Source organism: Gilliamella sp. A7, from assembly GCF_002142015.1.
GTDB classification, from domain to species: domain Bacteria; phylum Pseudomonadota; class Gammaproteobacteria; order Enterobacterales; family Orbaceae; genus Gilliamella; species Gilliamella apis_A.
In genome coordinates this window covers 51,993-65,181 of sequence record NZ_NASN01000003.1, presented here as the reverse complement: position 1 = coordinate 65,181, position 13,189 = coordinate 51,993, and the positions used below count along the sequence as shown (strand labels likewise).

The 13,189-nt window shown below is 34.3% G+C and carries 13 protein-coding genes; 2 read left to right on the top strand and 11 right to left on the bottom strand.

Annotated elements, in window-relative coordinates; genetic code table 11:
* Positions 1-14: 14 nt before the first annotated feature.
* The 5 genes from ubiE to ribE all read right to left on the bottom strand — a co-directional run bounded on the left by ubiE (position 15) and on the right by ribE (position 3,894).
* The gene (ubiE, locus tag B6D18_RS01760; protein WP_086362864.1) at positions 15-791 is read right to left on the bottom strand and encodes a bifunctional demethylmenaquinone methyltransferase/2-methoxy-6-polyprenyl-1,4-benzoquinol methylase UbiE; all 777 of its coding nucleotides are present in this window, start codon (positions 789-791) and stop codon (positions 15-17) included.
* Between the two features lie 62 nt (positions 792-853).
* Entirely contained in the window at positions 854-1,789 is a 936-nt protein-coding gene (gene nadR, locus B6D18_RS01755; RefSeq protein WP_086362863.1) for a multifunctional transcriptional regulator/nicotinamide-nucleotide adenylyltransferase/ribosylnicotinamide kinase NadR, read from the bottom strand.
* Positions 1,790-1,934: 145 nt separating this feature from the next.
* The gene (locus B6D18_RS01750) at positions 1,935-2,978 is read right to left on the bottom strand and encodes a TrmH family RNA methyltransferase (protein WP_086362862.1); all 1,044 of its coding nucleotides are present in this window, start codon (positions 2,976-2,978) and stop codon (positions 1,935-1,937) included.
* Between the two features lie 21 nt (positions 2,979-2,999).
* The gene (gene nusB / locus B6D18_RS01745; protein WP_086362861.1) at positions 3,000-3,419 is read right to left on the bottom strand and encodes a transcription antitermination factor NusB; all 420 of its coding nucleotides are present in this window, start codon (positions 3,417-3,419) and stop codon (positions 3,000-3,002) included.
* A 4-nt stretch (positions 3,420-3,423) separates the two neighbouring features.
* Complete coding sequence (gene ribE / locus B6D18_RS01740; RefSeq protein WP_065613982.1) at positions 3,424-3,894, bottom strand: 6,7-dimethyl-8-ribityllumazine synthase; 471 nt, start codon at positions 3,892-3,894, stop codon at positions 3,424-3,426.
* 327 nt (positions 3,895-4,221) lie between these two features.
* On the opposite strand from ribE, the gene lpcA reads away from it, so the two are divergent.
* Complete coding sequence (lpcA, locus tag B6D18_RS01735; protein ID WP_086362895.1) at positions 4,222-4,797, top strand: D-sedoheptulose 7-phosphate isomerase; 576 nt, start codon at positions 4,222-4,224, stop codon at positions 4,795-4,797.
* 1 nt (position 4,798) lies between these two features.
* Positions 4,799-5,578, top strand: coding sequence for a class II glutamine amidotransferase (locus B6D18_RS01730; RefSeq protein ID WP_086362860.1), 780 nt, complete (start codon positions 4,799-4,801; stop codon positions 5,576-5,578).
* On the opposite strand, the gene mdtH is transcribed toward B6D18_RS01730, so the two are convergent.
* The 6 genes from mdtH to pncB all read right to left on the bottom strand — a co-directional run bounded on the left by mdtH (position 5,556) and on the right by pncB (position 13,085).
* Positions 5,556-6,767 carry a multidrug efflux MFS transporter MdtH gene (gene mdtH / locus B6D18_RS01725; protein WP_086362859.1) on the bottom strand — a complete coding sequence of 404 codons (1,212 nt, stop codon included), beginning with the start codon at positions 6,765-6,767 and terminating at the stop codon, positions 5,556-5,558. The genes B6D18_RS01730 and mdtH overlap by 23 nt on opposite strands.
* Positions 6,768-7,226: a methylglyoxal synthase gene (locus B6D18_RS01720; protein ID WP_086362858.1), complete on the bottom strand. Its 459-nt coding sequence runs from the start codon at positions 7,224-7,226 to the stop codon at positions 6,768-6,770.
* A gap of 135 nt (positions 7,227-7,361) precedes the next feature.
* Entirely contained in the window at positions 7,362-8,507 is a 1,146-nt protein-coding gene (locus B6D18_RS01715) for a porin (RefSeq protein WP_086362857.1), read from the bottom strand.
* Between the two features lie 308 nt (positions 8,508-8,815).
* On the bottom strand, positions 8,816-10,018 hold the full coding sequence (locus B6D18_RS01710) for a porin (RefSeq protein WP_086362856.1): 1,203 nt from the start codon (positions 10,016-10,018) through the stop codon (positions 8,816-8,818).
* Between the two features lie 302 nt (positions 10,019-10,320).
* Positions 10,321-11,724, bottom strand: coding sequence for an asparagine--tRNA ligase (gene asnS / locus B6D18_RS01705; protein ID WP_086358660.1), 1,404 nt, complete (start codon positions 11,722-11,724; stop codon positions 10,321-10,323).
* 167 nt (positions 11,725-11,891) lie between these two features.
* Entirely contained in the window at positions 11,892-13,085 is a 1,194-nt protein-coding gene (pncB, locus tag B6D18_RS01700; protein WP_086362855.1) for a nicotinate phosphoribosyltransferase, read from the bottom strand.
* Positions 13,086-13,189 lie beyond the last annotated feature (104 nt).

Here is a 13,189-nt window from a genome sequence, read left to right as displayed (position 1 = left end):
TCTGTTTTATCACATTAAAATTTAAAACCAGTATGTAAAGCCACAATGCCACCTGTCATATTGTGATATTTCACATCGACAAATCCAGCATCCTCCATCATTTTTTTCAACGTTTTTTGATCTGGATGCATTCTGATAGATTCAGCTAAATATCGGTAACTATCAGCATCATTAGCGACAATTTTGCCCATCAACGGTAACATAGTGAATGAGTATAGGTCATAGGCTTTATTTAAAATCTGGTATTGTGGTTTAGAAAACTCAAGTATTAATAAACGTCCACCAGGTTTTAACACTCTCCACATAGATTGCAATGCTTTTTGCTTATCGGTGACATTACGTAAACCAAACGAGATAGTAATACAATCGAAATAGTTATCAGCAAATGGCAGTTCTTCTGCATTGGCTTGTACATATTCAATATTATTAAATAAACCTTTGTCTCGAAGCTTATCTCTACCTACTTTTAGCATAGATTCATTGATATCAGCTAATACAACTAAGCCATTATCACCGACAATTTGCGAAAATTTAGCCGTTAAATCGCCAGTACCACCAGCAAGATCTAAAACTTTTTGACCTTTACGAACACTACTATATTCAATAGTGATTTTTTTCCAGATACGATGAATACCAAATGACATAAGATCATTCATAACATCATATTTATCAGCAACAGAATGAAAAACTTCTGCTACTCGTTTTACTTTATCTTGCTTTAAAACTTGAGTGTAACCAAAATCAATTTTATCTTGATTTTCATCATTTTGCTGTGAAGATGATTGAGACATAAAAATTTACCTATCATAAATAGTTAGCTTATTTTAGCATAAGCTAACCTAAATGTGATGGACTAAATTAATAACGATTCAACCATTTGAGAAACAATTTCGAAATGTTGTAGTGATGAAGAATTTGCTGGCAAATCTTTTTCGTGTATAACCAAATCAAACTGATAACTATTTTTTAATCCATTCAATACTTCATTAGATTTAGCAAAAATTTGATTATAATATTTAGTCAATGTATCAAAATCAATTGAGGTAAAAAGTAATTTATTAGCATCTTCAGCTGCTTTTGACATACGTTCTACATGCAACATGGCTATTCTGAGGTAATCATTTTCACTTAAATAACGTTTATTTTCTGGTGTAGATATTTCTCGTTGAATGTAGTTAATATAACCATTGGAAACATATTCTGTATTATAGATATTAGCCAATTGTACTGGTAATTCATTAAATTTATCACGCCCTATAATCGCTACTTTTTTTACAAAAAAAGGTTTCGCTGCTTTTGCAATATAAGACCAGTTTTGATAAGGATTTTCTCGGATTTGTGTTGCACTGATATTAACAAAATCACGATCAGCATCAATAATAATTACAGGACAACCAAAATAACGTTCATGCTGTTTCACATCTTGTGATTCGCTGGTGAATACTACAGTTGGATAGATTTTATGTTCCGATAAAATACGTTTTATACTATCACTCCAATCATGCCAACCATTGGGGTAATAGTTAATTCCTGTTTCATCTGAAATATGGATATGAATATTATGTCTATCTTTAAAGGTTTCTTTTAACCATGAGAAGCGATCGCTTACTTGAGGTTGTTTAGGCATGCGACTTTTTTCAAACAGCTGTTTATCACGTATTGCTTCACAACCCAGTATGACATGCAGTTCATCAACTTGTGTCAATGCTTTTTCAATAAGATAAATATGACCACTGTGTAATGGGTAGAACTTACCAAAAATTAAACCAATTCGATGTTTAGAAAACATAATAATTACCAATCAATTCCAAAACTGGATACTAATGTACAGAAAAAACAACCATTTTCTAACCAATTGATGCTATTTAATATAACGAAATTACAAAAATGTTAACTTCATCAATTAAATTCATCAATAGTTAGAATCATATCAATTAAGATTGATATTTTATAGCCGATAACACAATCCCTGTTGCTACAGAAATATTTAAAGCCGACATATTATCATTGCCTTGTAAATGGACAATGTTATCAGCACAGTTAATTAATTTGTTGTTAATTTGTTGAAATATAACTAAGGCAATTTTCTTGGTAAATTTGAGTTGCGATAACTCAGTCGATGAAATCGATTTTAATTGACATGGTAATAACGCAACCACTTGATAGCCATGTTGTTTTAACAGATCAATAGATGCTATAAAATCATCACTTTTAATAGATTCAACGGCTTCAATGCCACCTTCAGCAACACGCATTGCGGCACCGCTATCAAGTAAGTTAGTCTGCCTTAAAATTATGCCATTAACGCCAAAAAAAGCTGCACTACGCATTAACCCACCTAAGTTGTGCGGATTATTCACATCATCAACAGCAATAATGCAATCCCGAGCCTGATCATCATATTTATCTAAATAATCAAGCAAAGTTAGTGGAGTACGTTTTTTAACAATTAAACAAACACCACCATGATGTGGAGTCTGTGTGATTTTAGTAATTTGCTCTGTTGAAACAACATCATAACCAAGACGTTGTTTGACTAACCAATTAATTAACTCTTTAAATTGATAAGTCATTTCTTGGGTAATAAATAATTTAACAATAGCCGAACGTCGGTGTTTAAATACCGCTTTACAACTGTTTTCGCTGTAAACTAATGTCTCTTCCTTTTTTTGACGATAGCCATCATAACCAAATGTTGGTACTTGTTCATTATCTCGAACTTTTTTCTGCCAAGGGGAATCATGTTCATCCGTTAAATCATATTGTGCTTTAGCGGGTTTTATCGTTTTATTACATTTTTTTGGTTTAAAGGTTTCGATCCGGTCATGTTTTGATTTTGAATTAGACTGAAAACCATCATTATTACGTTTATTTTTATAATCACCGCCACGTTCTTTGGCTGTTCGGGGGTTCACTTTTGCTTCGCTGTTTTTCGTATAAAAAATAGTGGGCTTACTTTTTTCACTAGTATCGTTCATATTATTCCCAATTAAAGACAGTTATCGTGTACGAATGGTTGGTGCAACTTTATCTAATACACCATTAACAAATTTATGACTATCTTCTGCACCAAAGGTTTTAGTAAGATCAATAGCTTCATTGATAACAACTTTGTAAGGAACATCATGTCGCTTCATTAACTCATATAAAGCAATTCTTAATACGGCTAATTCAACTTGACCTAGCTCTTCAATAGTTCTTTCTGTTAAATAAGGAGTCATCTTCTCATCTAATTCTGTGGTATTTTTGGCAACACCATGCAGTAATTCTCTAAAATATTTGGTGTCAACACCTTTCATATCTTGTTCAGCCATGAAGCTGCTCTCAACATCAGCAAGATCATTTCTAGAAATTTGCCAAGAGTAAATAGCTTGAACAGCACATTCTCTTGCTCGACGACGAGGATTAACTAACGCCACTAAATTACTCCTTAATTGTTTTAATCACATTTAACATTTCAAGTGCGGTTAGTGCTGCTTCAGCACCTTTATTGCCCGCTTTAGTTCCTGCTCGTTCAATGGCTTGTTCGATACTTTCCGTAGTTAAAATACCAAAACCAACTGGTATCGAAAAGTCTAAACTCGCATTTAATAGCCCTGAACTTGATTCGCCAGCGACAAAATCAAAATGAGCGGTACTACCACGGATAACCGTACCCAATGCAACAATTGCATCATATTTTTTTGACTGTGCAGCAACTTTAGCTGCTAAAGGAATTTCATAAGCGCCCGGTACCCAAATAACGGTAATATTGTTATCGTCTACTTCACCGATACGAGTGAGTGCATCTACGGCACCATTAACTAAACTTTCATTAATAAATTGGTTAAAACGCGCCACGATAATCGCTACTTTGGCTTCAGGTGCAGCAACTTTACCTTTAATTGTTTGCATATTCATTCCTTACCGATTGATTCTAGATGCAATTTTATCATCACTTTCTGCGAAAAATTTATTAAGCAATTATACCACAAATTAAAGGCTTATCCTATTAGCAAAAAGAGGATTTAATCTGTTTAGTACTAGCTTAAAAATAGTTAGTTTATTGACAACCATTTTTAAGTTTATTAATAATTATTTATTGGATATTTATTCTATTATGTGTTTGTAATAAATTTAAATATTTCACATATTTTAAAAAATTTATTGTTATTACTTGCAAGCTGTTATTAACGAATTACAATGGTTATGGAAAAGCTTTTTATTAAAGAGGTATTATTAATGTACATTAAAACCATTCGTGATGAATTAAATCAGGCAATTGACGTATTGGCCAATTTCGTTGCAAACGATGAAAATTTAAAAAAAATCCAGCAAGCAGCCGTTTTAATTGCAGACTCATTTAAACAAGGTGGAAAAGTACTTTCATGCGGTAATGGCGGATCTCACTGTGATGCGATGCATTTTGCTGAAGAACTAACCGGACGTTTCCGTGATAACCGCCCTTCGTATCCAGCCATTGCCATATCTGATGTCAGTCATATTTCATGTGTCGGCAATGATTATGGTTTTGATTACATATTTTCTCGTTACGTTGAAGGCGTTGGGCAAAAAGGGGATGTGTTATTAGGCATTTCAACTTCAGGAAATTCAGCTAATGTACTTAAAGCAATTGAAGCTGCTAAACAAAAAGGTATGAAAGTTATTACCCTGACAGGTAAAGATGGCGGGAAAATGAATGGATTAGCGGATGTCGATATACGTGTACCACATTTTGGTTATGCAGATCGTGTGCAAGAAATCCATATCAAAGTAATTCATATTTTGATTCTACTTATTGAAAAAGAGATGGCTTAATATGTGCGAATTATTGGGTATGAGTGCCAACGTGCCGACCGATATCTGCTTTAGTTTTACCAGTTTGATTAAACGTGGTGGTGATAAAGGTCCACATAAAGATGGCTGGGGTATAACCTTCTATGAAGGTAAAGGCTGTCGAACGTTTAAAGATCCGCAGCCATGTAGTTTTTCACCCATTGCTAAATTGGTTCAACAATACCCAATAAAATCAACTGCCGTTGTTGCCCATATTCGCCAAGCGAATCGCGGTGGTGTTGCACTAGAAAACACTCATCCTTTTACTCGAGAACTATGGGGTAAAAATTGGACATTTGCACACAATGGACAATTGACTGATTATGAAAAATTAGATACAGGAATATTTCAACCAGTTGGTCTAACCGACAGTGAATATGCTTTTTGCTATTTAATAAATGAATTACATAAAAAATACCCACAGCAACCAACCAATGATATTACGCTTTTTGAATATATTAGAGAGTGTGCGATTAAATTAACCCAATTAGGTATTTTTAATATGCTACTGTCTGATGGTGAATATGTGTTTGCCTATTGTTCAACTAATCTACACTGGATCACCCGAAAAGCACCGTTTGGAAAAGCCAAGTTAATTGACGAAGATGTTGAGATAGATTTTCAAAAACATACAACACCAAATGATGTTGTCACAATAATTTCAACCATGCCGTTAACTTCGAACGAAATATGGACTAAATTAGCGAGTGGTGAAGCAATTTTATTTAAAAATGGCGAAATTAGCCAATCTTTCTCATCTTGACCTTAGTCATAGGTGGCTCGTTTTTGAATAAATATTCTAAATATCCAAAAGTTAATAGACCAACTAACGTTAAGATCACCCATGGTAAATGCGGTAAACCGATTTGGATGGCCACATCATAAAGCCAGCCAGCACCGGTATAACCAATAAAACCACCTAATGCCAATCCCAACCGACTAAACCCCATATAGCTACCTTTAGCTTTAGGGTTTGTTAAAACAGTTGCCAATGTTTCTCTAGCTGGTTCAGCAATAATAGCACCAAAATAAAACAATGCGATAAGAGAGAGTAAAATCGATAATTGTGATGTAAAGCCAATAATAATAAAAGCAAAAGACATCAACAATAATCCAAATTTAAGACGTTGATCTAATCTAAAATATTTTTCACTTATTCGAGCAAGAGGATAAAGCAAACATAGCGATATTATTGCTTGGATAGCATACATCCATTTTACATAGCTAGGACTACCCGACACATTGGTAATGGTTAAAGGTAACATCAACATAATTTGCACCCACAGTACATAATAACCTGTTAAAGTAAGCACATAATGAGTAAATTTTCTATCTTTGAGAACCATTTTCATACCGTTAACAATCGGAGCTTTACCAATTGCAATATGATAAGCCGGTAAGTACATCAGATTAAAAATACCACATAAGAAAAAGATTAAAGCACCACACCAACACACTAATTGGAAATCGTAATCGATTAAAATACCACCGATTAAAGCGCCAATAACTGCGCCTGCATTATCTTGTATCATTAGGAGTGAAATAAACTTGCCTCGTTCATGAGGTCGGGTAAATTTGATAGTTAATCCCATTCTAGGGGGATCAAATAGCAAGCCTCCCAATGCCGAAAGTAAACAAGATACTAATAATAACCAATGTTCTGTTGCTAGTGCCATTGAGATAAACCCAATTGATCGCAAAAACATACCGGTTATTATCATTGGTTTAGCGCCAAAGCGATCAGCGATTGCACCACCAATCAAACCAAATCCTTGCTGAACAAATTGACGATAACCTAAAGCAAAACCAACAAATAATGCGCTCCACCCAACTTGACTAACAAAGTGGGTAGAGACCAACGGAAAAACTACATAAAATCCCAACACAATAAACAAATTATCTAACAATAATATGTATCGACCAGTTTTGCGAACTTGTGAAGGAATTGGCATTTATCTTACTCTTTCGTTTAAATAACCTTGATAATCAGGAATTTCAATTTCCACTTCTTGAGTAAATATTGAGGATTGTATTAAAGCGTTAGCGGTAGCTTGATTAGTGGCTACTGGAATATTCCAAACTGTTGATAAACGTAACAACGCTTTTACATCTGGATCATGCGGTACAGCATTAAGTGGATCCCAGAAAAAGATCAGAATATCAATTTTACCTTCAGCAATTAAAGCACCGATTTGCTGATCACCACCCATTGGGCCGCTGAGCATAGGTGTAATGGTTAGTCCTGTTTCTTTCTTAATTAGGGTTCCAGTTGTTCCTGTACCACACAGATTGTGATGCGAAAGTTCTTGTCGATTTTTTTTGCACCAATTTAATAATGCTTCTTTTAAGTGATCATGTGCCACTAAAGCAATATTTTTTTTTGCCGGTAATTTTCGAGTAATATACTGCATTAAAATAGCCCTAATTGATTATTATTTCTTTATTTTTATCAGACTATTTATTAAATCGCAAGCGGTATTTATTGAAATAAGAGACAACAAAAAAGGCACCTAAGTGCCTTTTATGAAATATTAAGATAAAAATAATTAGAATTGATAAATTAATCCTAATGCTACAGTATCTTTAGCTGTTGCTTTAATTTGTGATTTAGTGAATGTACCATCTTCGTATAAACCTCGACGAGCACCAATATCATCTTTATCTAACAAGTTAATTTTATAATCAACAATTGCTGATAAGTTTTTATTAAAGTCATAGGTTAAACCAATATCGACATATTTAGCTAAATCATTACCTTTAAGACCCGCATCACCACTTCTTGAGAAGTTTGATGCATCTTGTACTTTATGTTGAATATAAGCAACAGAAGGAGTTAAACGACCCACTTCAAAGTCAATACCGTATTGAGCAACTAATTCAAAACCTTTAGTTTTTAAATCCGAGGTATTATCTGTAGTTGATGCTTTTTCCCAACCATATTTTTGTTTACCTTGGATATAAAGCGCTGCTAAATATAGATTATCATTGTCATATTTAACACCTGCAGACCAGGTTTTAGCATCTTTATGACCACCGGTTTGTGCATAACCGGCACCAATTGATAAACCTGTATCAAGCACATCCCAATCAATTACTGAACCCCAAGCTTCAGCACTATCATGGCCAGTACGGTCGTGATTATTTAGATATTGAGTGGAACTATTATCACCATTATCGGCATATTGCACAGCAAAACGTAAACCGTTAACTAAACCAAAGAAATCTGAGTTACGATAAGTAGCTACTGCTTTGGTTCTTGCTGTTAATGCATAGATATCATTATTTGATGCATCGCCACCAAACTCAGGTAGAACGTCAGTATATGAAGTTAAGGTCTTTAATACACCGTCATTACGGCCGTAATCAAATGAACCAAAATCACCAAAATTTAGACCTGCATAAGCATAACGAGTTTCGTTATCAGCATCAGCTCCGGTTTTTGCTTCATATTCCCAGCGACCATAACCACTTAAACTATCAGTGATTTGTGTTTGTCCTGACATACCTAAACGAGCGGTGGTTTTGTCACCTTCACCTGTTTGATTATCACGGTCAGTAATATAATTTAAGGCATAAACTCGACCATAAAAGTCAACTTTATTACCATCTTTGTTCCATACTTCAATCGAAGCGCTTGCTGTACCTGCAACTAATAAAGCAGGAATTGCGATTGCTAATAGATTACGTTTCATTTAGTTACCCTCTTAGGTATTTTATTATTAAAGATACAAAATATTTTGTTCTTGATTTAATAAATAGCTGCTATCAACTAGCAACTAAATTATTACTGTGATATCTATTATTATTGTTAAATAATGGATTTTTATTGCGAAATCATAGATTAACAATGTTTTAAGATGTTATTCTGCGAGTTAAGACTATTTTATGACTTAAAATAATATTTTTTTAAGCATAAAATGTTTTTTATATACTTCGGTATGCAAGAGATGAAAAAAAAGGCACCTAAGTGCCTTTTTCAGATATTTAAGATATCAAGAGATTAGAATTGGTAAATTAAACCAACACCTAACACATCTTTAGTACCTGGTTTGTATGCATGACGCCCTTTGCTTTCATGAGCTGTATTTGACTCAGCACCGGTATCTCGTTTATCAAGAAGATTGAATTTATATTCAACGATAGCACTGAAGTTTTTATTAAGGTCATATGTCGCACCAAGTGAAATATACTTAGCTAGATTACGACCTTCTTTATGTTTATCATCATAATATTCATCTTCGATGTTGCTTAATTTATGTTGAACATAAGCTAAAGACGGAGTTAAACGACCTACTTCTAAATCAATACCATATTGAGCAACTAACTCAACACCTTTGATTTTAGGATTGTCATAACGATCACCATCAACACCTTTCTCATTCCAAGTGTTGAATTTAGTTTGGAAATAGGTAGCACCTAAATATAGGTTATTGTTATCATATTTGATACCAGTGGTCCAAGTTTTAGCTTTCTTATTTTCACCTTCTTCATATTTAGATTTACCTGCAGTTTGTGCATAACCAGCACCAACAGTTAAACCTGTATCAAAGATATTCCATTGAACATTAACACCATATGCTTCACGGCTGTTACCAGAGAATTTGTCAAATTCTGGATTTCCAGCATCATCCTTTTCATAAATAGCTTTAGATGTTTTACCATCAAAAGTATCTGAATTGTCGCCATTGTCAGCATATTGGATCGCAAAGCTTAAATCATCACTTAAACCAAAGAAGTTGTTGTTACGGTAAGTTGCAACAGCTTTAGTACGAGCTGAAAGTACGTTCCAAGAGTTATTTGCAGCTTCACCACCAAACTCTGGTAATACGTCAGTATAAGCAGTAATCGCTTTTAATACACCGTCATTACGACCATAGTCGAATGAACCTAAATCACCGAAGTTTAAACCAGCAAACGCATAACGAACTTCGTTATTTGAATTTTTACCAGCTTTCGCTTCATATTCCCAACGACCATATCCAGTAATACCGTTAGTGATTTGTGTTTGGCCAGACATACCTAGACGAGCAGAAGTATCGTCACCTTCACCTGCTTGACCACGGTCAGTGATATGGTTAGCTGCTTTTACTCGGCCATAAAAATCAACTTTATTACCGTCTTTGTTCCATACTTCGATAGAAGCGTTTGCGCCAGCTGCTACTAAAAGAGCAGGGATAGCGACTGCTAATAAATTACGTTTCATTTCTTACCCTCATGGTTGTTTCTATAAAAAGACACGTCTTTTGGTTGTGTCAATTTTCACAATGATTATTCATCCAAAAATAATGTTTCTAACTAATGTTGTTAACTATTATTTTCATCTTACTTTTTACAGTAATGTAAATTATGTATAAAAATTTCTTAAAATCAAGTGAACTTTTCGTTAAACGTGATGTCTAAACTTAAAACACCACCTGTTTGGTTGTTTTTTGAGCTCTTGTAAAGTTTTGTTAATATTGAATTGCTATCAACTGACCAAAAGCCAGTTGATAATTTGCACAAAATTTAGAAATTTGCGTTACGAGGGGTTCTTGGGAAAGGGATCACATCACGAACATTTTGCACGCCTGTAACATAAACGATTAGACGTTCAAAGCCTAATCCAAAACCTGAGTGAGGTACAGTGCCATAACGACGCAAATCACGATACCACCAATAATCTTCTTTTTTAAGGCCTAGTTCATCCATCCGTTTATCTAACATATCTAAACGTTCTTCACGTTGCGAACCACCAATGATTTCACCAATCCCTGGAGCTAATACATCCATTGCCGCAACGGTTTTACCATCATCATTCATGCGCATATAAAATGCTTTAATATCTTTAGGATAATTTTTAACAACAACTGGCGCTTTAAAATGTTGTTCAGCTAAATAACGTTCATGTTCAGACGCCAAATCAATACCCCAACTTACTGGATTCTCAAATTTAGCATCACAATTTTGTAAAATAGTAATAGCATCTGTGTAGTCCACTTGAGCAAAATCAGCATTAATAAAGCTTTCAAGACGATTAATGGCGTCTTTATCAATGTGCTGAGCAAAAAACTGCATATCATCAGCTCGTTTTTCTAGTACTGTTTTAAAGACATATTTCAACATATCTTCAGCGAGTTTGGCATTATCATTAAGATCAGCAAATGCTACTTCTGGCTCCATCATCCAAAATTCAGCTAAATGGCGTGTAGTATTTGAGTTTTCAGCTCTAAAAGTAGGACCAAAGGTATAGACCTTCGAAAGTGCACAAGCATAAGTTTCTGCATTAAGTTGCCCAGAAACAGTTAAAAAAGCTTCTTTACCAAAAAAGTCTTTATCAAAATCAACCTTACCATTATCTGTTTTAGGCAGATTTAACATATCCAATGTTGAAACTCGGAACATTTCACCGGCACCTTCAGTATCAGAGGCAGTAATAATTGGTGTTGAAAGCCAGAAAAAACCACGCTCATCAAAAAATTGGTGAATAGCTTGCGCTAAGGTGTGTCGTACACGAGTAATCGCACCAACAATATTGGTTCTTGCGCGTAAATGAGCAACCTCACGAAGATATTCTATTGAGTGACGTTTAGCCGCCATTGGATAAGTTTCAGGATCATCTACAAAACCATAAACTTCAACTTGCGTTGCTTGTAATTCATATTTTTGTCCTTGACCTGGAGACTCAACAACTTTACCAGTCACTTTTACTGAACAGCCAGCAGTTAAACGCAAAATATCTTGTTCATAGTTTGGTAAGTCTTTTTCAATGACCGCTTGAATTGGATCAAAGCAAGAACCATCATACACAGCCAAAAATGAGATACCGGCTTTAGAATCACGACGAGTTCTTACCCAACCTTGAACTGAAATAGTGCTACCAACAGCAATTTTACCTTGTAGCACGTCAACAATAGGAGCAACAGAATTCATTTTAATTATCCATCTCTATTTATTATTTATATAGTAAGTAATATTAAAAGTAATATATAAGCTGAATTTTAATATCCATTTAACTATTATCAAAAATTGATAATACAGATTATTGATAAGACTATATCACTTTGTTTAATTATTAATATTAATCATCAATATGACTATTAATGATTGACTTTAAACGTTCTTTTTAATTCGTCAATAAAAGCCAAATCTTGCGAAATTGTTTTACCAGGACTATCAGATAATTTAGCTACAGCTTGATTATTACATTCCGTTAGTTTTAATACAATGTTTAACGATTTGGTATTTACTTCTGTAGACGGAATATCACAAGCAAGAAAACCACCGATACCAAAGGATAATTTCACTCGATGATTAAAGTGTCGATAAATTTTCAGCGCTTTATCAAAGTTTAGACTATCAGAAAACACCAGTAATTTTGTTTTAGGATCAATTCCTAATTGCTGATAATGGCTAATCGCTTTTTCACCCCACTCAATCGGATCGCCCGAATCATGGCGTAGTCCTTGATAATGAGATGCGAAATAATAGTCAAAATCTCGTAGAAATGCATCCATAGTGATACAATCTGTTAATGCAACACCCAGATCATCAGGATATTCGTCTAACCAAACTTGCAATGCCGTTTTTTGGCAATCATGTAAGTTAGGACTTAAACGTTGATGAGCTTGGAACCATTCATGGGCTTGAGTACCAACTGGAGTTAACCCTAAACGATATGCCAATAAATAATTACTAGTACTATGAAAATTGCTGAAATGGTTTTGCAAATAACTTACAACAGCCTCTTGGACAGCAAAAGAGTAACGTCTTCGTGTACCAAAATCCAGCAAATTAAAACCAGACATATCAAGATCATTAGTTTGCTCATCAAATCTGACTAATTTATCTTTAAGTCTTGCTAATGCTTGTTCAACACCAATATTTGGCGAACGATCTTTATGAACAATTTCGCTAATAACCGCTAGCAATGGCACTTCCCACAAAATAACATCAACCCATTTGCCTTCAATTTGAATCACCAGCAAACCATCTTCATTTTTAATCGTTAATAACTGACTATTAAAACGCCAGTTTTTTAACCAGTTTAAATAATCAGATTTAAAAAAGTTAATACCAGATAAATAGGCGAACTCATCATCGGTAAGTGTTAAAGACTCCATTAATTTAACTTGATGGGCGATTTGATCGGCATATTGACCAAGTAGATCATCACTACGACAGCGAAACTGTGCAACGACAGTCGCGTCAGGATAATGATGAAAAACGGCCTGCTGCATATGCAACTTATAAGCATCAGTATCTAATATTGATGTAATTATTGCGGGTAACATGTCTATCTATTATCAGTTCTTTAAAGAAAATTCCGATGATTATAGCAGAATAATAATTAAGATATAAATTAATTATCTAATAAGATTATTTTTAATAGGCTATA